Annotated in this window: 26 protein-coding genes and 6 pseudogenes; 14 read left to right on the forward strand and 18 right to left on the reverse strand. The window is 61.4% G+C overall.

The window, feature by feature from the left end:
* Positions 1 to 203: 203 nt before the first annotated feature.
* Both R4P64_RS32565 and R4P64_RS32570 read right to left on the reverse strand, forming a co-directional pair.
* Positions 204 to 1,154, reverse strand: coding sequence for a dihydrodipicolinate synthase family protein (locus R4P64_RS32565; RefSeq protein ID WP_317824283.1), 951 nt, complete (start codon positions 1,152 to 1,154; stop codon positions 204 to 206).
* A 304-nt stretch (positions 1,155 to 1,458) separates the two neighbouring features.
* Positions 1,459 to 1,879, reverse strand: a pseudogene (locus R4P64_RS32570) (transposase); the annotation flags it as partial.
* An 866-nt stretch (positions 1,880 to 2,745) separates the two neighbouring features.
* On the opposite strand from R4P64_RS32570, the gene R4P64_RS32575 reads away from it, so the two are divergent.
* Positions 2,746 to 2,874: a hypothetical protein gene (locus R4P64_RS32575; RefSeq protein ID WP_317824284.1), complete on the forward strand. Its 129-nt coding sequence runs from the start codon at positions 2,746 to 2,748 to the stop codon at positions 2,872 to 2,874.
* A 14-nt stretch (positions 2,875 to 2,888) separates the two neighbouring features.
* A complete protein-coding gene (locus R4P64_RS32580) occupies positions 2,889 to 3,158 on the forward strand; it encodes an IS30 family transposase (RefSeq protein ID WP_317824286.1) in 270 nt (89 codons plus the stop codon).
* A 79-nt stretch (positions 3,159 to 3,237) separates the two neighbouring features.
* On the opposite strand, the pseudogene R4P64_RS32585 reads toward R4P64_RS32580, so the two are convergent.
* The 3 pseudogenes from R4P64_RS32585 to R4P64_RS32595 form a co-directional block, all read right to left on the reverse strand.
* Positions 3,238 to 4,453, reverse strand: a pseudogene (locus R4P64_RS32585) (IS30 family transposase).
* A 51-nt stretch (positions 4,454 to 4,504) separates the two neighbouring features.
* Positions 4,505 to 4,804 (reverse strand): annotated as a pseudogene (locus tag R4P64_RS34185) (transposase); the annotation flags it as partial.
* A 40-nt stretch (positions 4,805 to 4,844) separates the two neighbouring features.
* Positions 4,845 to 5,536 (reverse strand): annotated as a pseudogene (locus R4P64_RS32595) (transposase); the annotation flags it as partial.
* 71 nt (positions 5,537 to 5,607) lie between these two features.
* Here R4P64_RS32595 and R4P64_RS34190 point away from each other — a divergent pair.
* Positions 5,608 to 5,793 (forward strand): annotated as a pseudogene (locus R4P64_RS34190) (acyl-CoA synthetase); the annotation flags it as partial.
* On the opposite strand, the gene R4P64_RS32600 reads toward R4P64_RS34190, so the two are convergent.
* Both R4P64_RS32600 and R4P64_RS32605 read right to left on the reverse strand, forming a co-directional pair.
* Positions 5,711 to 6,142, reverse strand: coding sequence for a recombinase family protein (locus R4P64_RS32600; protein WP_317824287.1), 432 nt, complete (start codon positions 6,140 to 6,142; stop codon positions 5,711 to 5,713). The pseudogene R4P64_RS34190 and the gene R4P64_RS32600 overlap by 83 nt on opposite strands.
* The gene (locus R4P64_RS32605) at positions 6,091 to 6,324 is read right to left on the reverse strand and encodes a hypothetical protein (RefSeq protein WP_317824288.1); all 234 of its coding nucleotides are present in this window, start codon (positions 6,322 to 6,324) and stop codon (positions 6,091 to 6,093) included. The genes R4P64_RS32600 and R4P64_RS32605 overlap by 52 nt, the downstream gene beginning before the upstream one ends.
* Here R4P64_RS32605 and R4P64_RS32610 point away from each other — a divergent pair.
* From R4P64_RS32610 to R4P64_RS32630, 5 genes are all read left to right on the forward strand, one after another.
* Positions 6,318 to 6,677 (forward strand): PaaI family thioesterase, encoded by a 360-nt coding sequence (locus R4P64_RS32610; RefSeq protein ID WP_317824289.1) that lies wholly within the window; start codon positions 6,318 to 6,320, stop codon positions 6,675 to 6,677. The two genes, R4P64_RS32605 and R4P64_RS32610, sit on opposite strands and share 7 nt — an antisense overlap.
* Before the next feature lies 1 nt (position 6,678).
* The gene (locus tag R4P64_RS32615; RefSeq protein ID WP_317824290.1) at positions 6,679 to 6,936 is read left to right on the forward strand and encodes a hypothetical protein; all 258 of its coding nucleotides are present in this window, start codon (positions 6,679 to 6,681) and stop codon (positions 6,934 to 6,936) included.
* Between the two features lie 534 nt (positions 6,937 to 7,470).
* Entirely contained in the window at positions 7,471 to 7,704 is a 234-nt protein-coding gene (locus tag R4P64_RS32620) for a cyclic-phosphate processing receiver domain-containing protein (RefSeq protein ID WP_317824291.1), read from the forward strand.
* A gap of 820 nt (positions 7,705 to 8,524) precedes the next feature.
* Entirely contained in the window at positions 8,525 to 9,052 is a 528-nt protein-coding gene (locus R4P64_RS32625) for a hypothetical protein (RefSeq protein WP_317824292.1), read from the forward strand.
* A gap of 646 nt (positions 9,053 to 9,698) precedes the next feature.
* On the forward strand, positions 9,699 to 10,454 hold the full coding sequence (locus tag R4P64_RS32630; protein WP_317824293.1) for a GAF and ANTAR domain-containing protein: 756 nt from the start codon (positions 9,699 to 9,701) through the stop codon (positions 10,452 to 10,454).
* Positions 10,455 to 11,268: 814 nt separating this feature from the next.
* Here R4P64_RS32630 and R4P64_RS32635 read toward each other — a convergent pair.
* Together R4P64_RS32635 and R4P64_RS32640 are read right to left on the reverse strand one after the other, a co-directional pair.
* Positions 11,269 to 11,730: an Hsp20/alpha crystallin family protein gene (locus tag R4P64_RS32635; RefSeq protein WP_317824294.1), complete on the reverse strand. Its 462-nt coding sequence runs from the start codon at positions 11,728 to 11,730 to the stop codon at positions 11,269 to 11,271.
* A 1,385-nt stretch (positions 11,731 to 13,115) separates the two neighbouring features.
* On the reverse strand, positions 13,116 to 13,484 hold the full coding sequence (locus R4P64_RS32640; RefSeq protein ID WP_317824295.1) for a helix-turn-helix domain-containing protein: 369 nt from the start codon (positions 13,482 to 13,484) through the stop codon (positions 13,116 to 13,118).
* A gap of 158 nt (positions 13,485 to 13,642) precedes the next feature.
* Here R4P64_RS32640 and R4P64_RS32645 point away from each other — a divergent pair, with 158 nt between their 5' ends.
* Both R4P64_RS32645 and R4P64_RS32650 read left to right on the forward strand, forming a co-directional pair.
* Positions 13,643 to 14,557 carry an LLM class flavin-dependent oxidoreductase gene (locus R4P64_RS32645; RefSeq protein WP_317824296.1) on the forward strand — a complete coding sequence of 305 codons (915 nt, stop codon included), beginning with the start codon at positions 13,643 to 13,645 and terminating at the stop codon, positions 14,555 to 14,557.
* A 73-nt stretch (positions 14,558 to 14,630) separates the two neighbouring features.
* Entirely contained in the window at positions 14,631 to 14,981 is a 351-nt protein-coding gene (locus R4P64_RS32650; RefSeq protein ID WP_317824297.1) for a DoxX family protein, read from the forward strand.
* Between the two features lie 380 nt (positions 14,982 to 15,361).
* Here the strand turns inward: R4P64_RS32650 and R4P64_RS32655 are convergent, their stop codons facing one another.
* Positions 15,362 to 16,015, reverse strand: coding sequence for a helix-turn-helix domain-containing protein (locus R4P64_RS32655; protein ID WP_317824298.1), 654 nt, complete (start codon positions 16,013 to 16,015; stop codon positions 15,362 to 15,364).
* A 49-nt stretch (positions 16,016 to 16,064) separates the two neighbouring features.
* Here R4P64_RS32655 and R4P64_RS32660 point away from each other — a divergent pair, with 49 nt between their 5' ends.
* The gene (locus R4P64_RS32660) at positions 16,065 to 17,015 is read left to right on the forward strand and encodes a zinc-binding dehydrogenase (RefSeq protein ID WP_317824299.1); all 951 of its coding nucleotides are present in this window, start codon (positions 16,065 to 16,067) and stop codon (positions 17,013 to 17,015) included.
* A gap of 91 nt (positions 17,016 to 17,106) precedes the next feature.
* On the opposite strand, the pseudogene R4P64_RS32665 reads toward R4P64_RS32660, so the two are convergent.
* The 6 genes and pseudogenes from R4P64_RS32665 to R4P64_RS32690 all read right to left on the reverse strand — a co-directional run bounded on the left by R4P64_RS32665 (position 17,107) and on the right by R4P64_RS32690 (position 20,961).
* Positions 17,107 to 17,345 (reverse strand): annotated as a pseudogene (locus tag R4P64_RS32665) (toxin).
* Positions 17,342 to 17,602, reverse strand: a complete 261-nt coding sequence (locus R4P64_RS32670; RefSeq protein WP_317824300.1) for a CopG family transcriptional regulator — start codon at positions 17,600 to 17,602, stop codon at positions 17,342 to 17,344. Before R4P64_RS32670 ends, R4P64_RS32665 begins: the two are co-directional and overlap by 4 nt.
* Before the next feature lie 434 nt (positions 17,603 to 18,036).
* Positions 18,037 to 18,420 (reverse strand): VOC family protein, encoded by a 384-nt coding sequence (locus tag R4P64_RS32675; RefSeq protein WP_317824301.1) that lies wholly within the window; start codon positions 18,418 to 18,420, stop codon positions 18,037 to 18,039.
* Positions 18,421 to 18,484: 64 nt separating this feature from the next.
* Positions 18,485 to 19,204: a helix-turn-helix transcriptional regulator gene (locus R4P64_RS32680; RefSeq protein ID WP_317824302.1), complete on the reverse strand. Its 720-nt coding sequence runs from the start codon at positions 19,202 to 19,204 to the stop codon at positions 18,485 to 18,487.
* Positions 19,201 to 19,926, reverse strand: a complete 726-nt coding sequence (locus R4P64_RS32685; RefSeq protein WP_317824303.1) for a hypothetical protein — start codon at positions 19,924 to 19,926, stop codon at positions 19,201 to 19,203. Before R4P64_RS32685 ends, R4P64_RS32680 begins: the two co-directional genes overlap by 4 nt.
* A 6-nt stretch (positions 19,927 to 19,932) precedes the next feature.
* Complete coding sequence (locus tag R4P64_RS32690) at positions 19,933 to 20,961, reverse strand: LacI family DNA-binding transcriptional regulator (protein WP_317824305.1); 1,029 nt, start codon at positions 20,959 to 20,961, stop codon at positions 19,933 to 19,935.
* Between the two features lie 200 nt (positions 20,962 to 21,161).
* On the opposite strand from R4P64_RS32690, the gene R4P64_RS32695 reads away from it, so the two are divergent.
* Together R4P64_RS32695 and R4P64_RS32700 are read left to right on the forward strand one after the other, a co-directional pair.
* On the forward strand, positions 21,162 to 22,559 hold the full coding sequence (locus R4P64_RS32695; protein WP_317824306.1) for an FAD-dependent oxidoreductase: 1,398 nt from the start codon (positions 21,162 to 21,164) through the stop codon (positions 22,557 to 22,559).
* A 31-nt stretch (positions 22,560 to 22,590) separates the two neighbouring features.
* Positions 22,591 to 23,940, forward strand: coding sequence for an MFS transporter (locus R4P64_RS32700; protein WP_317824307.1), 1,350 nt, complete (start codon positions 22,591 to 22,593; stop codon positions 23,938 to 23,940).
* 495 nt (positions 23,941 to 24,435) lie between these two features.
* On the opposite strand, the gene R4P64_RS32705 is transcribed toward R4P64_RS32700, so the two are convergent.
* Both R4P64_RS32705 and R4P64_RS32710 read right to left on the reverse strand, forming a co-directional pair.
* Positions 24,436 to 25,122, reverse strand: a complete 687-nt coding sequence (locus R4P64_RS32705; protein WP_317824308.1) for an ISL3 family transposase — start codon at positions 25,120 to 25,122, stop codon at positions 24,436 to 24,438.
* Positions 25,123 to 25,222: 100 nt separating this feature from the next.
* Positions 25,223 to 25,552, reverse strand: a complete 330-nt coding sequence (locus tag R4P64_RS32710) for a hypothetical protein (protein ID WP_317824309.1) — start codon at positions 25,550 to 25,552, stop codon at positions 25,223 to 25,225.
* 284 nt (positions 25,553 to 25,836) lie between these two features.
* Here R4P64_RS32710 and R4P64_RS32715 point away from each other — a divergent pair.
* On the forward strand, positions 25,837 to 26,150 hold a 314-nt coding region (locus R4P64_RS32715), incomplete at its 3' end, for a YncE family protein (RefSeq protein ID WP_411742753.1).

The raw sequence follows: 26,150 nt of genomic DNA on the forward strand, positions 1-26,150 counted from the left end.
CATACGCGTAAATCGCCAGGTCGTACCACTCGACGAAGTTGCCAATCGCTCCGGAAATAACGACTCGCCGGAGAGTCGCCCGATCGGTTTGCGGTGGGGCAGAGGTTTGGGGCGGTTCAGCGGACGGTGCTCCATCGACTGGGTGCGAGGCACCGGCTGCGTGGTCGGTGGTCATGACTACCTCCTCTATATCAGTTTGATGTTTAGTTCGACGCGTCGGCGGGGGCGGCAATCAGGCCTAGTCGTCGCAGTAGGTCGGCGACCGCGACGCGATCACCGATGGTGGCTGAAGGTTCGGGGGCGCGTACGACGCTCGCAGGGATCAGGCCCTGTTGGTAGAGCCCTTCCTTGATGCGTGCGACGAATGATCCCGTTGTCTGGTGTTGAGGGCCGAAGGTGTCGATGATCGGGCGGAGCTGACGGTTTGCTAGCTCTATGGCGCTAGTGAAGTCGCCAACTGTTGTGAACTCGTGGAATCGTCGCCACAAGGACGGTGCAATATTGGCGATCCCCACGAGAAGGACCTCTGCGCCTGCTGCAGCCATCCCGACCACGTCGTAAGCGTTACTGTCAGCGATCATGACGGCGCGATTTCCCACCGCAGATGAGTCGGCTGCGTAGCTGCTCGCCGAACCAGCATTCTTGACGCCAACGACGCCGGGGAGTTCGCAGATACGGGCGAGCAGTTCCGGCGGGTACTGCTGTCCGGTGCCGGCCGGATACTGGAATACGACCAGGGGAGTGCCGGTGCCGTCCGCCACGGCGCGATAGAATTCGACGGCCAACTGCGGGTCGCCCGCAAAGCCAGAACGAGTGAGCATGTTGAACGGCGCATTGATGAGGAGTGCATCGGCGCCGTGCTCATGGAGAGCGCGACCGAAGTCGATTGTGTGCTTAGTCGAGGTCGGACGTAATCCGCAAATCAGCGGGACTCGTCCGGCTGTTGCGTCTGCAAGCGTTCGCACGATGGACAGTTGCTCAGCTTCAGTGAGGCTTCCGATCTCGCCGGTGTATCCGCACGCGAGAAGGCCATCAATCTTCTCGTCGTTGAGCAGATACTCGGTATATGAGCGTTGCGACACCAGATCGAGTTCCTCGTGCTCGTCAAATACGGTGACGGGCGCAATGTATGTGCCCGGACTGAGTATCTGCATCCGAATCCTCCTCAAACCTGCGACAACTAGCGGCGTGTTTCGAGCGTAGGGACGCCGATGCTTGCACACAGTTCTCGCGTTTCCGAAACTATTTGCAGAATTTTCAAATGCATTGAACAAGTTGCGCGTTATTGATCTCCCATGCTGGAGGCATCGGCTACTGGGGACGCCTTGACGAGACGGCCGAAACCTTCCACAACAGCTCGACAACCGGTTTAGCGAAGACAGCCACACCGAGGGCACGCCGGCGGAAGCCAACTCGAGGGACTGCCCCCACTTCGGTTGACTTGTGGGGTTGATAGTTTCAGGCCGTGAATGCGGTCTGGGTGATTGTCTCAAACTCGATCGGTGTGAGCTTTCCGAGGCGTCGTTGCCGACGTTTGCGATGGTAGGTTTTCTCGATCCAGGTCACGATCGCCAGCCGCAGCTGTTCCCGAGTCGACCACCGTTGTCGGTCGAGGACGTTCTTCTGCAGCAGTGAGAAAAGATTCCATGGCCGCGTTGTCGCCACACGCCCCAACTCTTCCCACGGAGCCTTGTAAACCGTTGTCGGACAATGCATGTACGAACTTTCTCGACCGAAATTGGCTGCCCCTGTCGGAATGTACGATCGTCCCGGCGGGCTCCCGGAGAGCGACGGCATTGGTCAGTGCACGGACAGCCAGTGACGCTTTCATTTGCGAATCGATCGAATAGCCGACAATCTTGTTCGAATACACGTGGCGGTTTCAAGGAGCCAACGCAACACCTTCATTCGGAGGTTGTCGTGACGGTTTCGTGGAACGATCGGTGTATCGCGTATTCAATGCTTCTTGTGGGTGTGTCAGCTCAGGAAACCGCGAGCCGATTCGGTGTGAACACGGGAGCGGTCGTCGAGTGGGCCAGGCTGGCGGGCATGGTGATCCGTATGGGAGCCCGAGGCGGTATCGAGCCTGTCACTACATCAACGTCAGCGTTGAATCCTCAACGCGCATACCGTCGCTTGACTCACGAGGACCGTGTCTTCATCGAGATGGCGATCAACAGCACGCCCGCGTGGTCGATGCGAGCGATCGGCCGGCACCTGGACGTTGCCGCGTCCACAATTTCGCGGGAGTTTGGACGTCACAGAGTCGAGACCGGGCGAGGGCGCGGCGGGTCGCGGGAGACGAGATACCATGCCGGGGTCGCGCATCACCACACGATGCGCTCGCGCGTGAGAACGAGGGCACGCAAACTTGATTGCCATGAGCTGCGGTCACTCGTCGTCACAGGCTTGAACGAGAAGCATTCTCCGCAGCAGATCGCCGGGAGGCAACGGATGATGTTCCCCAACCAGCCTTAGTTGTGGGTGTCCCACGAAACGATCTACCAAGCCCTCTATGTCCAGGGCCGGGGATCGTTGTGGCACGAATTGACCGTGGCCAAGCCGTTGCGTTCAGGTCGTTCTCGCCGAAAACCTGCCTCACGGTTGCCATCCCGCGATGTCCGACCGTGGTTAGCGGGCTCCCGGATCACGGACCGGCCCCCTTCCGCAGTCGATCGTGCTGTCCCTGGGAATTGGGAAGGCGATCTCGTTGTCGGGCCAGAAAACTCCGTGATAGTCACGCTCGTGGAGCGGAACACGCGCTTCGCGTTGATAGAACGCCTACCCGGCGTCCGCGACTTGGCCACCGTGATCGACGTCATCCACAACCAAATCATGCGCCTCCCGGAACATCTCAGGAAAACTCTGACCTAGATCAGGGGCAGGAGATGTCGAGACATAAAGACTTCACGATCGCGACCGGATGCCCCGTGTTCTTTTGCGACCCGCATTCGCCCTGGCAACGAGGCTCGAACGAGAACCTGAACGGCCTAATCCGCGACTACTATCCGAAGGGCACTAACTTCAACAACGTCTCCGACGACGCGATCGAGGCAATGGTCGAGCAGCTCAACAACCGCCCCCGGAAGATTCACGGATTCCATACCCCTCGTGAGAAACTGAACGAACTCATCAGCAGTGTTGCGCTGGGTTCTTGAAACCGCCCGTCCTTGATCGCGCACAAGTACAGCTTTCCGGTATCGGCTTGGATTCCAGCAGTCGTCGCAACACTCGTGATTAAGAGACTGCCAGTAAAGCACTCAGCCGCTCTGCAGGGGTGTCCCAGTCGAGCGATTTCCGGGGTCGGTCGTTGAGTTCCTCCGCGACGGCCAAGAGTTTGTCGACGCTGTGCGCTGCCAGGTCGGTACCGCGCGGGAAGTATTGGCGGAGAAGCCCATTGGTGTTCTCGTTGCTGCCGCGCTGCCAGGGAGCGCCTGCGTCTGCGAAGTAGACGTCGAAGTTGGTCGCGGTGGCGAATGCGCGGTGCTCGGCCATCTCGGCGCCTTGATCCCAGGTCAGTGTTCCTCGCAGTGATGCGGGTAGATTATGGACGGTGGTGATGAGCGAGTCTCGGACGGCTTCGGCGGTCCGTTCACGTCCGAGGTGCCCGAGCATCACGAAGCGGGAGGAGCGTTCGACTAGTGTCGCGATCGCCGATCCACCCAGCGCGCCGATGATGAGATCGCCCTCCCAATGTCCTGGAACTTTTCGCGAGTCGACCTCTGCCGGCCGATTGCTGATGGAGTTCATCGGGTCGACAAACCTGGGCCGGCGGGCATCGGGCTGCTTATGTGGTTTTCGAGCAATTCGACCGCGGCGCAGTCGCTTTCCGAGTTCTCGTGTGAGTTCGCCTCGGGCGTGGACGTAGATCGCTTGATAAATCGGCTCGGTGCTCGCACGCATCTGTGGAGTGGTTGGGAAGTCCTTGATCAGTCGGTGACTGATCTGTTGCGGTGACCACCTTTTTGCCAGTTTTCCTTGGACGTAGGAGCGAAGCTCGGCATTGGTGACCAGCTTCGCCTGCCGTGGCCTGGCCCGATGCTTCACGGACAACCGATGCGCGGTGTGAGGCATATATCCCCTCACCGAGACGGTGTTGCGCTTGAGTTCTCGGCTGATCGTCGATGGTGCGCGTCGCATTTCTGACGCGATCGCCCGGATCGACGACCCTGCGCGCCGTAGATCCCGCAACTGCTCGCGTTCGAGCAGGCTGAGGTAGCGGGATGGATGATCTTCTCGACGACGTTGAGGTCGACGCTTCCGCCGATCGCGCGCGGGTTCTTCGTTCTGGCACACCGTCATTGTTCTTCACCGGGTACCGCACCACCCGTCCGTCGGGATAGACGCGCCCCCGGTTGATGATCGTGATGCCTTTGTCCCAGTCGGTCGCCGATCGGGCATCGGCCCCGACGCGAGCTCTGGCCTCTACGCGCGTGAGTCCAGCAGCTCGCAGGCGTAGGAACTCTTCACGCCGCGGGTTGACCTTGCGTGCCTCGCTGGTCGATATCCCTGCTTTCCGCGCCCATGCATAAGCGGTTGGCCGATGAATCCCCAGCTCATGAGCAACGGTCGAGATGATTTCCCGCTCGCGAACGAGTCGCAAGAACTCAGCTTTCAGTTCTGCGGGGTAGGTGCGCGGCGCCGCCCGCGCCATGGTCAGCCCTGTCTTCCGCAACCAGTTGTAGCCTGCGGTTTCATGAACGCCGACCGCTCGCGCTGCGGCGCGGACTGCGCCACCCTTGTCGAGCAAGCGGAAGAATTCTTCCTTCTGTTGATCCGTGTACTTTTTCCCAGCCACCGCCACACCTTCCAGTAGGTGTTGCGACGATCGCTGGAATCCAAGCGGTCCGGTGTTCGGTGATGTCGGTGAGCCACAACTGGTTCGGCTTCTGTGCCGTGAACCTGCGGGCGACGAGGTCGTCGTGGACGGGTGGACCCGATTTCCTGTTCAGTCCTCGTTTCTTCGCGAACACCGACCAGATCCGTTGCTGCGAACACAGCCGGGCGACACGGTTCTCGCCGGCGATGATGCCTCGACCAGGTAATTCGTCGGCGATGAATCGGTATCCGAAAGCCGGATCGTCAGCGTGAATTTCGTAGGCGGCGTTGACCAGATGTGCATCGTCCCAATCCCTTTGTGTCACAGGATCTTGGCGCCATTTGTAGAACGCTTGAGTCGAGAAACCGAGCACCCGGCAGGTCACCGTGACGGGAATTCCATCTACGGCGAGGTCGCGGACCAGCGGGAACATCATTTTGGGAGAATGCCCTGACTGAGATATGCCGCGGCCCGACGCAGTACCTCGTTCTCCTGCTCGAGCAGTCGATTGCGCTTCTTGGGTTCGCGCAATTCAGCGGACTCTTCCTTGGTCGCTCCTGGTCGGTTGCCGTCTTCGATGTCGGCTTTCTTGAGCCAGTTGTGCAGCGTGGCCTCACTGACCCCGAAGTCTTTCGCGATCTGGAAAAGTGGGGCCTCGCGTTTGCGGGCGACCGCGACCACGTCGCGGCGGAACTCCTCGGGGAACGGCTTCGGCATGATGTACATCCTTTCACCGTGAAGACTGATCTTCACAGGTCAGATGTCAACCAAACCGGGGGCAGTCCCCGATGCGTACCGGTGACTTCGGCGTCTACGTCGACGGCGAGCTATATATCACGGGACGCGTCAAGGACCTCGTGATCGTCGACGGCCAGGCTCTGCGTCCCGGATTCATCGCTGCGTCTGCCGTACCGGCCAACCGGCTGCCTTCTGTCGTGTTCTCCAACACGCATTCGTGTCTGAAGTTAGGTGCAGCATCGACCGTCCGAGCTGGTCCAGTCGGGTGATCACCAGGACGTCGTCCTCGCGCAGCCGCTGCAGCACCAGATCAAGCTGGGGCCGTGAGGCTTTCGCCCCGCCTGCGTGATCGACGTGGATGTTCTGGGTGGCCACGCCGGCGCGGCGCAACGCATCGACCTGATGGTTGGGGTTCTGGTCTGCGCTGGAGACTCGTGCGTAGCCGATCGCCAGTGTCGAGAATGCCCCGGCTTGGGTTTTTAGACATAGTTTTCCGAGACGGGTTTTCGACGCAACCAGGTTGAATGCGCCATTCAGGGCGGGTGTCCGATAGCGATCGATTCCCGACAGAAATACCGCGAGCACCCAGCGGGCGCCCGCGCCGCCGGAGGGCTCGCGACGGCCGACTCGACGAACTCGACGAACTCGACGAACTTGGCGAGGACTGCGCCCGGGACTGCCGGTACGAATGCCTGCTGACCGTCAAAGCCCTCAACCTCACCGGCGGCGTCGGTTCGCCAGCCAACGCCACCGCCATCAAGTGACAACTGGGTACGGTGCCGCAGCGGTGTCAACCGAGGACGGATGGACCGAGGTAATCGACGACGGTTTTATCGCCCTGGTCGGCCCCTTCCACACCCGTACCGACGGCGGTCAGACCGAGGTCGCGGTCGTGTGCCAGGACAAGCACTGCAACCGGCGAGGAATCGTGCAAGGCGGGCTGGTGATGACGTTCGACGACCGGGCACTCGGCATCGCGGCCCGCGCGCACGGCGGCGCCCCACCACGGCAACAGTGCACCTCGACGTGCACTTCGTCGCTCCCATCCACGTCGGCGACGTCCTGCGCGGCCGACCCCACACCGCACCCGGGACCCGGTCGCTGCAGTTTCATGCGATGAAATGGATCTTCGAGACTGGGCGGGCGATGTCTGGACAGAGCTGGACGCAGCGCAACAGGCGCTTCTCGTGCGCGCAGCAGAGTCGATCGAGGAACGCTACCCGGACCCGGACGTCCAGCTGGAGCGCGATGCGGCGCTCTCGAGTGCCGTGCAATACATGCTGGGGGAGACAACAGCCGCTTATGGGGCGATCACTTCGCGTCTTGAGGTCAAGGACGCGTATCGCGTTGTTGTGGTTCGCGTGAACGTGGATTGGTAGTCGCGCAGAGGACCGGCCCACAGCAACCGGGCCGATCTCTGTTGTGTCGTCTGAAATGGCCTTGGGACGGGGAATTCTTGGTGTGTTCGGGGTGGACCCGCCAGCGCGCAACCTGTGACCGCGGAGCACCGGCGGGTGCGCGTCGTCTTGCCGCGATGCACTTACCCCAGGGTGGAGGGATTCGTGGAGTGAGGCGAAAGCCCCACCGACGCAAAGCATGGTGAGCGCGGTACGCCGGTGAGCCATACGCACCGAGTCGGCCGATGCGTAGTTCGAGAAAGCCCGCCCCTCGGCGAATGACAGCCGGTAGGGGAGGCCTGCGGCGAAACCTCGCGCCCCGGGATCGCCACGACAGTTATGTAGCCGATGGGATCGAATCCGAAACCGCCAGAGTTGCTCCTGGTTGGGCCGAACGACCTCCGTTCGGGTGGACGTACTGCTCTCGGAGATCGAGACTTACATGACTTGAGTCGGGCGTCCACTCCAGATTCGATCACTGACAAACTCGGTTTGACGCGTCAAAAGGATTGCAGAATGGACCTTTGGGTCGACGACTCACGTACGCCGCCCGATGGATGGGTGTGGGCAAAGACGAGCGCAGGGGCAATCGACGCACTGTGTTTCGGAATGGTGCAACGGCTGTCGCTTGATCACGACCTACGTGGGGGCGACACCACACGCTTGGTCATTGGCTGGATGCGCGAGAACGGTGTGTGGCCGCAGGAGATTCGCGTACATTGCGCCAACCCCGTGGGGTGGGATGTCTGACCGGAATGATCGACCGGTACCGCAGGTAACCTTCCCGCTCTCGCTCGCGATGCGGCAGCCACTGACCTTTTTATGCGGGTTCGGGGCAATCGCTACGGTGAGCGCATCACAAACCGGATCGACATGATGATCAACATGATTGGTGCATCGTGAGTCCGCAGAAGTGTGGCGTCATCCCGGATGACGAACACGCTCCGGGGCGGGTCGTAGATCTTGGTGGGGCTTGTTGCTCGGTGGCGGGTGGGGTGAGGTTCGCTGTTTTGAGTTTTGACCTGCGGAGCTGACACGTCCCAGGATTGTGTGTTCGTGGAGGCGGGTGCTGGACGGGTTTTGGGGCCCGGAGGTTTGCTGCTCGGCGGTGCGGTGGGTGGTGCCTTTTCGGATGTTTTGGATGTTGTTGTGTGGCATAAACTTTGGATGTTCTGTTGGTGTAGTTTTGGTTTTGGCTGTTTTGTGCAGCCAGTTCTTCATCTTTGTGCAGCCAGTTCTTTATCGAACCGAGTCCGACGCGCGCCGTCGATCATGTCGTCGGTGTCTTTGTTCCGCACGGCACGGCCAAACACATCCGTATTGGCACGCCCTATTCATCGCTCACCATCGGAGGTTCTCGATGCTGAGCGTGGTCAGTGCCTCGCGGCGTTCGAGGTACGGCAGTAACCAGGCGGAGTTGCACGTCCCTGCCTGTTCACGCGCGCCTATTCCGGGTACTCCGGGAGGAGGCTCAACAAGCCCGCCCAAGCCATGATCATGCTGCCGACTTTCAGTGGACCTGTTGGGTTCCAACCCGCTGTCAGAAACGTTGTCAGGAAGGAGAAAGAGCATGTCTGTCGTAATTCGTCACCACGCACCCGGCATGACTGTCGATCAGTACTCGGCGATCGCGGAGGTCACCCTGGACGAGCTCCAGTCGGCGAAGGGGTTCGTCGCTCACTACGCATTTCTCGAAGGCGACGGCCTCACCGTCTCCGAGATCTGGGACACCCAGGCCGATCACGACGCCTTCTTCGACGAACACATCAAGCCGAAGCTCCCCCAGGAGATACCCACACCGGCTGTGTTCGAGGTCCTCAACGCCACCACCGCCCGGACCATGGTCGGCGGGGCAGCACACACCGCCAAACATGCCGCCGGGATGCTCGGAGGAGCAGCTGGCGACGTGTGGTCCTGGTCGCGCGACAAGCTAGGAGAACTGACGCACAGGCCGGAGAAGGCAGAAGCAAAGACCGGGTCACAACCCGAGATCACGGCCGCGACGCCGACGCCGACCGCACCCGCACAATCGACGCCATCGGAGGTGCCGCCCGCAAAAGGAGGCGCCACCGGCAGTGCCGACGACACCTCCGCATAGCGGCGCACCCTGATCGCCGCGCCGGCCACAAGCAGGGCCCGAAGGGAATCACGAGCACCCGGACGGCATAGGAGTTGACCGGTTGGACCGGTTCGTCGCTCGTCGCACGAACCTGTTCCGCAAAGCTCAAAGCGAGAGTCGCGAAGGTGGGGAGATCGGCAAGAAATTGCTCCTCGACAGGCTAGCCTCGTCTGCCACCTGACTTTCGTTCACTCTCTGGTTGTGTCGCCGGCGAAGACGACATCGGATGGAGACACGATGGTCAATGTTGCGTTGCTTCTACTTGTGTTGTGCGTCGCCTCGGTTGTGGTTGCGCGCCTTGACTTTCACCGGCGTTGAACTTCTTCCGTTTGGACGACGGTAGCTTCGAACGGCACAAAATTTGGATACCTGTGATACGCGGCAAGGGAGAGCCACCGCAATACCGGGGCACCGATTCGCTGGGGATGGTCGTCCCGAAGCGCTCCACGCGTATAACGGGGCGCACGGGTTCACCGGCATGTGCACTCACACCTCGGCGCCGGTGAGCCCTGTCGACTACTGCGTTTCGGTCGACCAGGTCCGGGACACCCGGTATGCACCTTCAACTGGAGATCGATTCACCTGTAGCCCGGTGAGGTCTCCTGGGAGTATGGCGAGGTGTGAGATGGATGCTGTACCCGGCGCAGCGACAGGCGATCGGTGGTTTCCTCCGCTCGACGCTGCCGCGCAGGCCTTACAAGATTTGTATCTGGCTCTGAACCCGGCCGAGCACGTCGAAACATATCTGAACCGGCTGTGTGAGCATGTGGTCGAGCTGGTCGAGGATGCGGACATGGCAGGGGTGACTGTTCTCGACCAGGAAGGCAGTGCCTCGACGGCGGCGCTGACCGCACAAGCCGTCGCGATGATCGACGAACTCCAGTACCGCAGCGGAGCGGGGCCGAGCCTCGAGGCCATGGAGAGCGCGGAGATCGTTGTCGCGGACCACAACGCTGCCTTGGAGCGGTGGCCCGGCTTCGCTACCGAGGCGAGAACCTATGGCGTGGCGAGCTTTCTGTCGATTCCACTGCCCCAGCTCGAGCCCGGTGTGCGTACCGGGGCTGTGAATTTGTACGGCTCTCGCCCGGATGGTTTTGCCAGGTCGGAGGTAGCATTGATGAATCTGTTCACCACCGCTGCCGGTTACGCGATCAGCAGCACCGAACGTTATCGCGGTGCCCACCAGCTCGCCCTCGAGCTTGAACGTGCCCTCGATTCGCGTGCGGTCATCGACCAGGCCAAGGGAGTGTTGATCGCGGTACACGGGGGCGATGCCGCTGCCGCATTCGAGATGCTGGTCGAGAAATCCCAACGTAGCAACACGAAATTGCGGGTCGTCGCCGAGGAACTCCTGGCAAGTGTGCGCGCCGCCGACACCTGAGAAATACCGTGCGTTTGAAAATACTGCACATCCGCCAGTCGACTTTCCCGCAGGCGCTGACCGACCCGCGCAAGGTGAAGTCGCTGGCACCGAAAAGATGTGCAGCGGCTTCCCAACGGTCGGTGCCCGTCTTGCGCCTCTCGGCAGTGGCCGCTCGAAGCGGCATTTCTTTCGGTGATACCCGGGGCGAAACCGAACACCGACAGCCTCTGCAACGAACGCCTATCCAGAGTCATTCGAAGGTCGGTGGTGCCGAGACGATCCTCCTGTTTGACGCAACAGGTTTGCGCGCCGATCACGATCAGAGCATCCGGGACTGCCTGTAAGTGTTGATAGCGGCTGGCCTGGGCCGGCTGACAGGATCGGTATCGTCGCTGCAATCTATGTGACTCAGGGACTGCTTTGCCTCTCGGAGTGCACTTGTGGGGAATTGTCCATCGATTGCGGCGGCGACGCCGGCTCTGACTTAGCTTCGGTGGCTTGATTAGAAGCCTTCCCAACCCTGTTGTTGCGGGGTTGTGGCCATCAATGCCGTGTCGCTGTATTCATTGCTGGTGATCGGACGTTCGTGATCCCACCAATAGGGTGAGGTGCGTGTGAGGGTCCCGGGATCGGTGTTGCCGGGATTGTTGGACTGTTCGTGCGGAGGGATGGTCGATGCATTTATATCGAAAAGGGTTCTCGTACTGTTTCTTTCGGATTCGTTTGTCGGATGTGTGCGGTGGTGGGCTCGAACGATAGTGGGGTGATACCCGAGAACGTATTCTGTCCTCGCATATCACCCCATTGGAGGGAGTAGGTCTGGCCGGGCGGGTCAGGCTTCGATCTGCACCCGTTGTTTCGCCTCGGCGTTTTCGGTACGGGAGGGCGGGCCCGACGAGATCTCGATCCGTCGCGGTTTCGCCTTCTCGGCGATCGGCAAGGTCACCGTCAATACGCCGTTGTCGTACGAGGCAACAATCTGTTCGGCATCGATGTCCTCACTGATGGACAGTTGCCGTCTGTACGTTCCAGCGAATCGTTCGCTCGCCAGCCAGTTCACACCCTCCTCGGAGAGGGCGCTGCGATGCGCGGTCAACGTCAAGGTCGAACCGTCGATGTGTACGTCCACCGACCCTGGGTCGACGCCGGGAAGATCGGCGTGCAGGACGTACTGGTCATCGACCTTGTAGAGGTCCATCGGCATGAACCGTGGACTGCGGTTGTTGCCGGTTCCTGCTGTGAGGACGGATTTTGTGAATGCGTCGATGTCGGTGAAAGGATCGAAACGTAGCACAGCAACACACCTCCCATGTCGTGAAAAAGAATGGTCCCCGCCACTGTGGCGGTCGACCGAACTCACTGTGCGAGAACATGATAACCACACCCATTAGCACTCTGCAATTGAGAGTGCCAGATTTGTAGGCGAGTATTCCGGTCCCGGAAATCGCGGTATCCGGGGTAGAGGCGAAGGCCGGTTGCTGTGCCGCCGCGCCTTCCGTGCGGGCGTTGAATGGGAACTGATGGTGTCGGATGATGCTGTGTGCCAAAAAGGTTCAGTGTCGACTCGGGACGCGGTGCGAGAGGAGCTGTTTTTATGACGGTTTCGATGAACGAGGCCTGCGGTAGCAGAACGCACCTGAACGGGCTTCTGATTGGTCTTTTTCCTGGCGTGAAGAGGTTGGTGATGGCGGCGCGTTGATGGAGTTCTGAGCGAAGTTGGTGTGCTTCGAAGCTGAGTTGCTGGATTTGTGACGAAGCAAGAGCGATCTGTTCGGTGAGTTCGCGATTACGTGTTCGGAGCAAGCATTCGGCGGGCAGGGTCCTGCGCGCGGCAGAGTTCACCGGGACGATAAGGTTCTGGCGGGGACGTCGCTGATCTGACTGGTGTAAGTTCTCGGCGATGCCGACGGCTGGCTACCTGGTCTGAGCGAACCGTGGACTGCGTGCTCTTTCCTATCAGCGAGGGTGCGCACGGCCCGTCTGGTCGTTACTGACGAACGATCAGACGGGCCATTTTTTGTGGCTTGCGGGCGGGTTTAGATTGTTTCCCGAGGTGGGTGTAGTGCCGGTCTTTCGTCGGTAGTCGATGAAAGATATTGTATGTCAATGGGTTTAGAATGATGTTGATGACAGTATTGGGGCAAGCGCCCGAGGCTGCAGGCAGAGGCGACGAGTAGTCGCCGTAGCGGTTCCTGAATTGTCAGTGCGGCACGGGGAGGGTGCGTGCTGGTCGTCCGGAAAGGCTGTCGCGCAGTTGCGGTGTGCGGAGAAATTGTAGTCCGGCGGCGGGCGTTGGTGAGACATCCGGGCACGACGACGCGGACGACGTGCAGGCTGGCGCTGAGAACGTCAGGGGTGGTGAGACCGACCCACGGGCGGCGCCGTCGACCGCGTAGAGCGCGAAGAACTTCGACGCCGTCTCGCCGAAAGTGACGGCGTTGCATGAACATTCGGTGCGCAGGCTACGTCAGGACGATTTTGGTTCTCGATTCGTCGGGAACGGAAGTGACGTACCAACACCTTCGGGTGTGCGGGGTGCCTGGAGATCCTGGTCGATCGTCGAGTGCGCGTTACTGGACGGGGTGTCCTGATCATGGTGATGTTTCGTGGCGTCCTGCGATAGGTAGGTAGCTGCACCGAGGCAAAGAATCATCGCTCGGGCGAATATATTGTTGGGCTTCAGATTTCGTCGGTTTCGGTGACATCGTGCAACGCTGCGATGGCCTCGCCGTTGGTTCGTGCCCACGCTGTCAGGGCTCTAATGGGTTCTTCGAGTGTGCGTCCTAGTTCAGTCAGGCTGTATTCGACGCGTGGTGGGGCTTCGGCGTACACCTGACGTGCGACCAGTCCGTGGTCCTGAAGCCGGCGCAACGTCTGTGTCAATACTTTGCGCGAGATCCCGCCGATCAGCTCCGCCAACTCGCCATGCCGAAGTGGACCGTCGCTCAGCCCGAAGACAGTGACCACGGCCCACTTGTTGGCGATGATCTCGATGGCCAGCCTCGCGGGGCAATCGGCGAGGAACACGCTACCGGGACGAAGACTCATATTCCGAAGGGTACCTGTTGGTACCTATCGACTTTCTAGTGTCATACGCATGCCATTGACTGCTCCGAATGCCGAGATCGAATTCGGTATCTACTCCCTCGCCGACATGAATTCACCAGAGACCGCGCCGCGCCGTATTCGGGACATCGTGGACTATGGTGTCGGCAGATCAGCTCGGACTCAACGTGTTCGGCGTCGGAGAGCACCACACGTCTCGATTCGTCGTGTCCTCGCCTGCGATCGTTCTTGCTGCCATTGCTGCTCGCACCTCGTCGATTACCCTCGCCAGCGCTGTCTCGGTGGTGAGCGTGCTTGATCCGGTACGGCTCTACCAGGACTTCGCCCAACTCGACCTGGTCTCAGGTGGGCGAGCGGAGATCACCGCAGGTCGTAGTGCTTACGCCGAGCCGTTCGACATTTTCGGTGTCGACGGCACACAGTACGAAGAGGTGTTTGCCGAGAAGCTGGACTTGCTGCGCGTACTCACCACCGAAGAGGTTATGACATGGGAAGGACGGTTCCGGACTCCACTCGATCGGGCGACTGTCATTCCCCGCCTGGACCGTACGCTGCCGGTGAGGGTAGGCGTCGGAGGTTCGTTGGACAGCGCTGGTCGCGCAGGCCGTGTGGGTCTGCCGATGACGTTGGCGCACCTCGGAGGCAGTCCGGCACGGGCCAAGCCGGCGGTCGATCTGTACTGGTCGTCCGCGGAGGCTGCAGGGCACTCGCCCTCCACGCTGGGAGTTGGGCTGGCGAGCCATCTGTACGTGGGCGCCACCTCGCAGGGCGCCCGAGAGACCTTTTACCCCCACTACCGCTCCTACTTCGCAGCGGGCCGCGGCGCACATCTCGACCGATCGACCTTCGGCGCGCTGGCCGGCCCAGACGGGGCCCTACTGGTGGGCAGCGCCCGAGAGATCGCGGAAAAGCTTGCTGCGCAACACCAGTTGCTCGGTGTCAGTCGCTTCATCGGACTGATCGACCTCGGTGGATTGCCACGCACTGACGTCCTGAAGTCGATCGAGAGTTTCGCCAACGGCGTCGCCCCCGCGGTGCGCGGCAGCTCGGGCTGACGCATCCGACAGTCGGCAGATCCGTGATCCACAACTCGACCTCATCGCCGAACTCAAAGCAGTAAGGCCCACAATGTTCATTGCCTATGTCATTCTCGCCGCACTCCTGTCTGCGGTACTTCTGTCCTCCGCCGCAGCTAAATTCATCCGACCGAAGCGGCTGGTCGCACAGATGTCCACCCTTGCCCTGCCCGATAATATGTTGCCGTTCCTCGGTGTGGTTCAGATCGCCGGGGCGGTCGGCCTCATCGCCGGATCCTGTTGGGGCCCATTGGGTGTCGCTGCTGCGGTGGGTGTGACGTTCTACTTTCTCGGCGCAGTCGCCGCGCATCTACGCGTCAAAGACTTTCCGGGCGCACCTCCGGCCGCGGCACTGGCGGTCGTGGCCGTGGTTGTGGGCCTGTTGAGTGCCGCGACCTTTTGAGCGCCGGTCGCTTCATCTCGATTAGTTCTCCTGGCTCGACCTGACCAGTGAGCTGGTCGATCAGGGGATCTCCGTCGCAGTGATCGGTGACAACGCCCGCACCGGCCGCCTCGACTGGAACCTCTGTGCCGGGTTCGTCGGAGCCGTCAACGCCGTTGGGGTAAGTCCTGTCCGACGGACAGGTGGCGCGAAGGTGGAGCCGTTACGGAAATTGGGCTAGAACGATTCTTAGTCCGCCGTCGGCACCGCATGTGTTGTGCCTTGCAGTGAATTTCCTGGCTGTGAAGTCCGGCAATTCGTTGCCCGCCAGGCCATTCTGGTCGTGTCCGGTGCAAGGGTATCCGTATTTCGGTGCCGGTCGCTACGGTTCAGTTGATCACTTAGTCAGTAGGTCCTGTCCGTGACGCGATTATCGACCGTGTGAGTGCGGGTGAGGGTGAGGGTGGCAGTGTGTGGTTGGTCGGCGCCGTGTGGAATGCGTCGATCATCAGTGCTGCGAAACGCCGAGCGGCTCGAATGCGGTCGCGCGGCGGCATCGTCGAGAGTCCTCGATTCGCTGTGAGGACTAGAATGAGGTCGTCGATGACGAAGTCATGTCGCAGTTCGCCTTGCGCTTTCGCTCGACGGGCGAGGTCTGTGAAAGCTCGAAGCGTTTCGGTTCGATGGGACAGAAGATCGACCGTGCCAGGGTATTCGGAGGTGAAGGCTTCGGTGAAGCCCTGGTTCTGGGCGTTGAGTTCACTTAGTTGCTCGATCGCGTAGCAGAATCCGCGCCACGCGTCGGAGTGATCGCATGCGGTACGAACGATGTCGCGGCAGGTGTTGAACTCGTCCATGAACGCTTCGAGAATCAGATCCTTCTTGGTTGGGAAGCGTCGGTACAAGGTGGCGGGGCCGACCTCTGCCCGACGGGCGATTTCGCGCATGGAGACGCCGAGGCCGTCCGACGCGAATACCTCACGTGCCACCTCCACAATGCGGTCGCGGTTCTCCTTGGCGTCGGTGCGCAGGATCTGAGTCAAACCGTCGGTCATGCTTCTCACTTTACGTAAACGGACGGGGTCGTCCACTACCGTCGGATTCATGAAAGCGATCTCGATCCAGGCATTCGGTGACGCTGACGGCATGCAGGTCATCGACTTGGCTGAGCCTGCAGTGCGGGCCGGGCAGGTCCTCATCAGAACCGAGGCCGTCGGAGTGGGTGGGGTCGACGCTGTCATTCGTAGAGGAACGCTGAACAGCTACGGTTTCGAGAGCGGGTTCATCCCCGGGAGTGAGGTCGCTGGAGTCGTTACGCAGGTCGGCGTCGGCGTCGAGGAGAGTTGGATCGGCCGCCGGGTCTGGGCATTCACCGGAACCGGCGGCGGCTACGTCGAGCAGGCGCTAGTACAGGTCGAGAATGTCGTTGCCCTTCCCGGCGGACTCTCCAGCGTCGATGCTGTGACTCTCGGAAGTGCCGCTCCCGTAGCGCATTTTGCACTCGAGCAGGCCAGGTTTGCGGCAGGGGAGTCGGTCCTCGTGCGCGGCGCCGCGGGAAGTATCGGTATTGCCGCGGTGGAGCTCGCGTCCCGGAAGGGCTCGGTCACAGTTACGACGTCATCTTCGACCCGCGGCGAGCGGCTTCGCGATCTCGGCGCAACTCATGTGCTCGACCGCGGTGGGAATGGTGACGGGCCTGAGGCTTTCGATGTGATCATCGATATTGTCGCTGGTGATGCGTTGCCTATGTTCATCGAGCGGTTGGCACCGAACGGCCGACTCGTTCTCGTCGGAATTGTCGGTGGACCACCTCCTCAGGATTTCGGAACGACGTTGATGACGTCGTTCCAAAGATCCCTCTCTGTAGGTACATTCAGCCTCGACACCGTACCGATAGTCGTACGCGACAGCGTTCGCGCCGAGTACTTCGATGCTGCCGCTCGCGGTGAACTTCACGCGGTCGTCGATGATGTCCTTCCGCTCGAGCGGGCCGCTGAAGCGCACCAACGGATGGACGACGGGCAGGTGTTCGGTCGAATCGTACTGACTCCCTGAATGCGTGGGTGAACGGATGTGGGGGCTGACAATCAGAGTGTTTCGTCGATCGTCATCCACAGTCCAAAGCCCGGTGCAGTGTGGGCAAGGGTCATTGCAGGAGGTCGAGGTAGTGGGAACGGGCTTTCATGGCGTGTATGAGTAGTTCGTTTCCGCTGTCGAAGCGCAGGACGACGAGTTCTAGGAGGCGGCCGTTGGGGTCGAAGCCCAGGCGGAATTGGCGGGCGGGGTTGTCGTCGTCGAGATCGGCGATGTACACGTGGTGCTCTGCTGCGTAGTGCCGGCGTCTTCGCTGATTCCGTGTTTGAGTGCGGATTTATGTGCCTTCACGCGACCTGGGTCCAGGCGCGCACTGCTTCTCGGATCGCTTCGGATCGGGAGACGTCTTCCTGTTCTGCGCGGGCGTTCAACGCTTCGAGCAATGCGGCATCCATCCGCACGGGCACGACAATGCCGGGGCCGGCTCCGAGGGTGGGTCTGCCGCGCTTGCGCAGCTTTTCGACGTCGTAACCGATCTCTGCTTCGTCTGCCCACTGCTCGATCATCTCGTCCGTGACGGGCTGACCGTTGATCGTTTCGTCAGGCATACAAATTAGTGTAATACGAAATTGGATGGGTTGGGCGTCGGCGCTGGATCTAAGCTTACGGAAAGTCTGTGCACTGGTTCGTCCAGGGTTAAGTTTGGACCGTCGACAACAAAGCGCAGACCGCGCCGCGTCGCAACCTGAAAACAGTGACCTCATCAGTGTTCTCGGTGGCGATCGCGCGCCGCGTACCGGGTAAAGGCGAAGGCGCAGGCGGAGGCGTTCTGTGACGATGAAGTGATCAATGGCCAACGCCGCGAACGGTTTACAGTCGGTAACAACATGGTGCCATCGACCCCCCGTCGCATCGGCCGGCGCTCGAGCCTACGCGACATGCGGGGGCGTTGGTGCACGTGTGCCAGTTGCACCTCCGCCACGTCCGCGGTGGGTTACGCTGCCGGGTTCGTTCTTATTCGGCGGGGCGAGCGCGAGCCGCGTTATCGGGGTTCGGCGGTAGGTCGGGCGAACAGGTTGACCAGGTTTCCGTCAGGGTCGCGGAACATCGCGGACCGGTTGCCCCAGGGCATCGTGGTCGGCTCCAGGACGATGACGTCCAGTGCCGCCTGCAGGCGAGCGAACTCCGCGTCGACGTCCGCGACGAGGAATTCGATGAGGACCGAGGCGTTGCGGCCGGGCTGTGGGGTGTGTTCGCCGAGCATTGCGACGGTCGCGGTGCTGGCGATCGCGAGCGTGCCTGCGGCGGTGCGGAATTCGGCGAACACGGGAGCGGGTCGGATCGCGGGCGTTCGTGTCACGAGCTCGTAGAATCGGGCGAGGCGTTCGATGTCGTCGGTGATGATGCGGATAGATGCGAAGTCCATGGTGGTCCTTTCGGGCGGGTCGTTCGACCCGTTGCCTCCATGGTGCGCCGCGCCGGCGACAACGTTATGTCGGCGTTTGCGAATCTTTCTCACCGGTGCTGACGGAGCGGAGGGTGCCGTAGGCGATATCGAGGTCTTCTGCTCGCAGTGATCGGTGAGGCGTCCGCTCGCCGGTGGCTTCCGCCGATATCACGCGATCACCTCGGAACGCGCGAATGCCGTCGCGGAGTCGGCACCTGCCGATCAGGTACCAGTCCCGCCCCTTCCCGACATAGCCGAGGGGCTCGACGTCGCGAAGTGTGTCGGCGCCGCCTCGATCCCGGTACGTGATTCGCAGCACGTTCCCCGAGCGGAGAGCGCCCGCGAGTTCGGGCGGGGCGTCCGGGACGGGGCCGTCGTCGAGCAGGTGGATGCGTGAGGCGAGTTCGGCTGTCTCGTGGAGTGTGCTCTGGTCCATCACCGCGACGACTTTGCGTAGTGCGGAGGTTGCTGCGGTGTGGAAGGGGCTGGTGGAGAGCATGCCCAGTGCGATGGTGACGGCGAGCGCTTCGTCGACGGTGAATCCGAGCGGGGCGAGTGTGTGCGAGGTGTCGATGCAGTAGCCGCCGGTGCGGCCGGGTTCTGCCCAGATGGGCACGCCGGCTTGTTGCAATGCCGACAGGTCCCGTTCGATCGTGCGGGTGCTCACGTCGAACTTTTCTGCGAGTCGTCGGGCGCTGCGGGGCCGCGGGGCGACGGCGCGAAGTTCTTCGACCAGTGCGTACAGCCGGTCGGTGCGATTCATACGTCGACTCTAGTCGCGCGCCTGCGGGTGGCCCTGTGGTCGACCTGCCGCGTTCCGTCTAGCCACACGACGCTACTCGAGACTCGCCCGAAAGCGCCTGTGACCGGTCTTGGTCTCGGAGAGGTCGACGCGTGACCGACTGTAGTTGTGCATCCCAGAAGATTGAGCCGCTGACGCTTTCGATGTGATCGAGCAATTTCTGAATATGTGGCTCGTGGATCCGAATGTGAACGACGGTCGAAAGTTCGACGACGCCGCCATCTTGATGTACTTCTGAATGTTCCCGAACGTACGATGGCCTTCGGTGGCGCCTTGTTCGAGAACTTGATGTCCTTCTCCAACAGGATGATGTCTGCTGCGCGAGCGATATCGGCTGTGGTGTCGCCGGAGATTCCGACGTCGGCGGCCCGCAACGCCGGTGCGTCGTTGACGCCGTCATCGAGAAATCCGACCGCGTGACCAACCCGCCGCACAGACTCGACAATCCGCGCCTTCTGCATCGGATCGGTTTTAGCGAACAGTGTCGTTCGCTCCACCAACTCGTCGAGGGCAGCGTCGCCGAGGCGCAGCAGAGCGGACTCGCCCCGGTAGCGGAATCCACGGATTTCGCTGCCCGACTCGCCTAGCCATAGAGAATCGGTGGCCGTAGCCGCCGGGAACATCGAATTTGTCGCTGCCGCCGCCCCGGACAACTCGACCGCCAGTGGAGTGAGCGTAGCCAAACACCGTCAGGGCTGGCGGACCCGCGGATGCCTGGTGGACTGGCGCACGATCAGCTCGGGTGGTGGATCATCGAGGAAGGCGTCACCCGGCTGATTTCCGGCGATGCTCTCGAGCAGCATGGCGGCGGCGGTGGAGCCCAATTCGAAGAGCGGGAGCCGCACGGTAGTCAGCGCGACCGAGAGATGTCGGACGAACCAGGGATCGTGGATCGCCACCACCGAAATCTCTTCTGGTACAGCGATCTTGGCGTCACGCAGCGCACTCAGAACGCCGGCAGCGGTGACTGCGTTGGCCACCACGAGCGCGGTGGGCAACGTCCTACGCCGGAGCAGCGTTTTGGTCGCGGCTGTGCCGCCTTCGGCGGACCAGTTGGCGTGGATGATGTCGATCTTGCCTGCGCCACTGCCCGCTTCGAGGGCTTTGCGGTAGCCGGTCTCGCGTCGGATGGAGCTTTGCGAGTCCTTGCTGCCGCCGATGAAGGAGATCTCTTGGTGTCCGAGATCCAGTAGATGCTGTGTCGCCATGGCTCCGGCGGCGCCGTCGTCGAGTCGGACAGTCGGTACAGCTCCGCCTCCTTCGGCATTGACCAGGACGGCAGGAATGGTCTTGGAGATCTGCTCGATGAGCCGGTCGCCCTCGCCGTAGCCGGCGTGCAGGATCGCCCCGTCGAGTCGCCCACGGGCGAGAAATGTTCGCAATTGACTGTGGTCGGTGACCAGTTCCTTGGCCTCTGCGAGGAGGGTGACGTATCCTGCGCCCGCGCAACGCCCGCGCGCGCCGTCGAGGACGCTGACGTTGATCGGGCTGTCGAGTCCGTGCATGATCAGCCCGATCGCGCCCGACCGGGAGCCGCGCAGTGAGCGAGCGACGTGGTTGGGGGTGTATCCGAGCTTCTCCGCGGTCTGGTGGATGCGCGTGCGGGTTTCGTCCCGGACTCGGACGGTCGGGTCCTGGTTGAGTACCCGTGATGCGATGGGGACCGACACTCCGGCAGCGTCCGCGACCTCGCGCAGCGTTGCGTTCCCGTTCGTCATCCGACGTTCCCGCGCGGACCCGTTTCCATAGGTCGAACGATATCCGAGGAATCGATCAAGCCCCCCATTGACATCGGGCGTGACGGTCATTACATTCTGGGAAATCGATTTCTCACTGGTTTCTCAACGAATTGTCGGGTGTGCAGTGAGGACGGCATCCCTACAACTCATCGCCCCTTGGACGGGCAGGAAAGGTAAATGTGTCAGCCACATTGCGTACAAACTCTGTCGAGTACGACGTCGCTGTGATTGGGGGAGGGCCGGGCGGACTGTCTGCGGCGATCGCGGCGGGACGTGCCGGTGCTCGGACGATCATTGTCGAGCGGACTTCAGCGCTGGGCGGTGCCGCAGCCTCAGGGTTGGGGATCCTCGGGTACCTGGACCGCTCGGGGAACAAAGCGTTGGGCGGTATCGCTCAGGAGCTGATCGACCGACTTGTCGAGGTTGGCGGATCGCCGGGGCATTTCCCATGCCCGGTGCACAACTCGATCACGCCGGTGTCGCCTGACCTGGTCAAGATCATCGCAGTGCAGATGTGCCGCGAAGCAGGGGTCGACATCCTCTTCAACAACGAACTGCTCGATGTCGCCGTCGAGGACGGCGCCGTGCGGGCTGCGACGGTGTATGGAAAGTTGACCAAGACCATCATCAATGCCGACGTTTTCATCGATGCCACCGGCGACGGCGATCTGGCCTACCTGGCCGGCGTGCCGCACAAACTCGGCCAGGACGGAACCCAGGTCATGCAGCCGAGCACACTGATGTTCACAGTCACCGGACACGACCTGGATCGATTCTTCGATTTCCTCGACGAGCATCCCGAGGAGATGGGGATCAAAGAAGAGTACGCCGGTGGCTACACCGTGGACTTCCTGCGCAAAACACGCGGCCACTGCTTCATCGGCCTGACTGCACAGGTCGAAAAGGCTAGGGCAGCCGGCGATTTCACTGTTCCGCGGAACCAGTTCATCTACATCAGCACGGCCTCGGAACGGTTCCTGGCGATCAACACTTCCCGCGTCACGCGGATCAACGCTGCCGATCCGCTGGAACTGTCCGCCGGCCTGGAAACCGGTTATCAGCAGATCATGGAAATCGTCGAGTTCATGCGTGGTGTCCCGGGTTTCGAGGAGGTGGAGATCTCTCAGATCGCCCCGGCGTTGGGTATCCGCGAGACGCGCCACTTCTGCGGCGAGCACCGGCTGACCATGGACAGTCTCGAGGACAATGCGACAGCCGAGCTGGCCGTGGCTCAGTCGGCATACAACATCGACATCCATTCCGGTACCGGCGATGGCATCGACCTCTCGGTGATCGAAAAGCCGTTCGGTATTCCTTATGGGTGTTTGGTTCCCCAAGGTGTCGACGGCCTCCTGCTCAGCGGACGCACCATCTCTGTCGACTCGACGGTGTTCGCCTCAGCTCGGGTGATGGGCACCTGCCTGGCAATCGGCGAGGCTGCCGGAACTGCTGCCGCCCTGGCCCTGCGCGAGCAGTCCTCGGTCCGCGACGTGGATGTCCAGCAATTGCGGGCATTGTTGCGGGACAACGGCAACGTGCTGCCTTCCACCTCTGTCGACCAGCCCAGCTATGCCTAGGGGTTCCCAGGATCATCGGGGTGGCACCGACGTGAGCCGATCGCCTCGAAGCTCGCGTTCCAGGGTCATGGTGGCGAGCACGATCGGCACCGTTCTGGAGTGGTACGACTTCAACCTGTACGGTCTGGCCGCCGCGTTGATCTTCGGCCCGCTGATGTTCGGGGACGCCTCGGTTGCCGGAACCCTGGCATCCTTCGCCACCCTCGGTGTCGGATTCTTCGCACGACCCCTCGGTGGTTTCGTCCTCGGCAATCTGGGGGACCGGATCGGCCGAAAGCCCATCCTGATGTTCAGCTTCATCACGATGGGGGTGAGCTCGGCGCTGATCGGGTGTCTTCCGACGTATGACCAGGTCGGGATGTTGGCACCGATTCTTCTCGTCGTGCTGCGGGTGATCGGCGGATTTGCGGTCGGCGGGGAGTTCGCGGGTGCTGCCCTGCTCACGATGGAGAACACCAGCAGCCGAAATCGTGGCTTCTTCGGGGCGATCCCGTCGATGGGCACGGGTGGCGGATTCGTCCTGGCCACCGTCGTGTTCGCAATCGTTTCGATGCTGCCGGACGCTCAGTTCATGAGCTGGGGCTGGCGTATCCCGTTCCTGGCCAGCATTGTGCTCGCCGTCTTCGGCGTCGTCGTCCGCTCCCGCCTCGAGGAAACGCCGGTCTTCAACAAGCTGAAAAAGGACGCGCAGACCGTTCGCTTCCCGCTGCTGCAAACCCTGCGCACCCACCCTCGTGCGATTCTTCGGGTCATCGGTGTCGCTATGGGGGTGAGCGTGTGGGGCTACCTGATTCAATCCTTCGTGCTCTCGTACGGGACCTCACGCCTGGACATCGACAAGTCGGTCCTGCTTTGGTCGATCGGGTTCGCCGCAGCCTTGGAGCTGGTGACGATTCCGTTCTGGGGTTGGCTGTCCGATCGGGTCGGCCGTAGAAAGGTCATGCTCACCGGTGTGGCACTGACGATCCTCTACGTGTTTCCGTTCTTCTGGCTGCTCCAAACTAGGAACACCCTGCTGATCTGGGTGGCCATCATCATCGGATTGCCGATTCTCAAAGATCTCATCTTCGGGCCGATGGCCGCACTGGTCGCCGAGATGTTCACGTCCAACGTGCGCTTCAGCGGTGTCAGCGTTGGCCGGGAACTCGGGACCGCGATCTTTGGAGGCACAGCGCCCTTCATCGGGACCGCGCTCATTGCGGCCGGATCCGGTCAGGTCTGGTTGTTAGGGCTATACATCATCGTCGCGCTGCTGGTGACGGGATTCTCAGTGCTGGCCGGAACCGACCATTCCGATCAGGAACTCCAAGACATCGGCAGTGAGCCTGCCGAAGCACCGACTCTGGAGCCGGACCTGCCCGTGTCACCGAAGCGAATTTAGGCACGGTAGCGGTCGGGGGGCCGAGCCGGGTGTTTATGACAGCTTGAGCCGCGAGTTGTGACATCTGGCTTTCTCAGATGCCACAACTGGTGGAGGGCAGTGATGGAGACTCGATGCGATCGACGGCATGCTCACCGCCGATATCGACGCCCCACGAAAACAACGCCACACGCCTACTGAATCCTCGTCACGCTGGCCGACGAGCATGGGGCGCAGCAGCTTTCGCGTTCCACGGTGCGTGACAACATGCCGGCCCGCGCTACGCCCAGTAATTCATCGACACTGCTCGTGTAGTAGAAACGACGAACGGTCTCGTGTGCCAGTCCAAGTTGCCGTGCGATCGTTCTGATTCCCATGTCTTCGTTCTTGAGAGTTGTGACCGCCTCGAAGCGATTCTTCGTGCGAACGGCGAGTATCGAACTCTCCTGACGGGTGGCGTGTACCTGTTCGGCGATCATCCTCAGTTGTGCCGAGGGGGTGTGTTCGATCGAAGGTTCAGGCTAACGCGGGCTCCTTTTTCAGGCAATGGTGATGGGCTGCAACGGTTTTCTCCACTGCTTCGGCGAGGTTGTGCCATAGGTGCCAGCGGTCGGCGACTTCGATCGCCTCAGGCGCCCCAGCACGGGTTGCTTTGGCATATGCGCCAGCGCGGTCGCGGCAGATCACCTCGGTTCCTGGGTGCGCCCGCAGCCATTCGGCGACGGTGCCGGCTTTCCGGTCGGTGAGAACATCGACCGGCCGGTGAGTGTCCATGTTGATCAGAACAGTCCCGTACCGATGCCGCCTTCGCAGCCCGAAGTCGTCGACACCAAGCACCTCGACAGTGGTCGTGGGCGGATCAGGTAACGCTCGGAGCAGCCGCAACAAGGTGGAGCGTCCGAGGGAAACTCCCAGCGTAGACGCCAACCTCGATCCGGCTCGTCCGGCCAACGCCAGCGCGATCTTCTCGAGGATTTCGCGCAGCAGCGGAGTGGTCCGTGCGTAAGCCGTGGTCAGTCCGTCGATCTGCTCGACAAATGTGCGTCGGTCACAGCCGCTGTTCGAGCACAGAAACCGACGCACCTGCAATACGACGTAACTCGATCGGCCAGCTGTAGCCGTATCGGCGAGCATGCGTTCGTACCGACTGTGGACCCGTTTCGAGGAAACACCGCAGGTCGGACAGTTCGCCGAAACAGGCAACGGCGACGCACGAATACGGACTCCACCTGCGGTCGCATCGACAGAATCGATGTCGACGCCCGACAGATGCGGAAGAAGTACACGCAGGTCACAACAGTTCTCAGAACACCAGAACGATCATCTCCCGCACGATCCACGCCCTACCGGAACGACACGCGCGGCGAAGGTAGAGCGAGCCGTCACGGAAATTGGGCCAGAACCAGTTTTCAACCGTCGTCAACACCGGACTGTGAATTGCATGCAGCAATGTTCTCGTCCACCCTTTGCTCCGACTGCCGAGGTCCTCGCTATTTCCGTCGCTGTGAAGCCGCAGGTCTGTCACTTTGGTCGTATCCGAGGTGCGTGGACAGTTCGGTGTGGAGTCCATTTCCTGTAGAAAGCCGCCTTCGCCGGTCATCTGCAGATGACCGGCGTCGATCTTGGCTGTCACCTTTGTCGAGTACCACCTTCGACGCTATCAAGGCTTCGAAGTCATGAGCTTTGGCACGCGGTTCAGCGCTGTGGGGTGCATGATGTTGTGAACATGACTGTTGTCAACAGGCATAGGTCCCGATGATGCACCATTCGTGTCAGATCGCTCGTACACAAACCATCTGACACTCTCCACCTTCGAAGGGGGACACCACCATCGCCACCGTCGAACGACCCCACCCGCATGCGTGGTGGCCCCGGACCATCGCGGACACGATCGAGGTCGGCGCGTTTCCGTCCGGGGTGGCGATCACCCCTGACGGTGCTCGCGCCTACGTCACCAACTACTACGGCAACTCGGTGTCGGTGATCGACACCATCACCAACACTGTCGCTGACATCATCGCGGTCGGTGCGAATCCGTACGGGGTGGCAATAGCCCCTGACGGTGCCCGCGCCTACGTCACCAACCAGAACAGCCGCTCGGTGTCGGTGATCGACACCATCACCAACGACATCGTTGCCATCATCGCGGTCGGTGCGTTTCCGTCCGGGGTGGCGATCAGCCCCGACGGTGCCCGCGCCTACGTCACCAACCAGTTCGGCAACTCGCTGTC

It is taken from the genome of Rhodococcus sp. IEGM 1366, from assembly GCF_033142425.1.
Taxonomy (GTDB): domain Bacteria; phylum Actinomycetota; class Actinomycetes; order Mycobacteriales; family Mycobacteriaceae; genus Rhodococcus_F; species Rhodococcus_F globerula.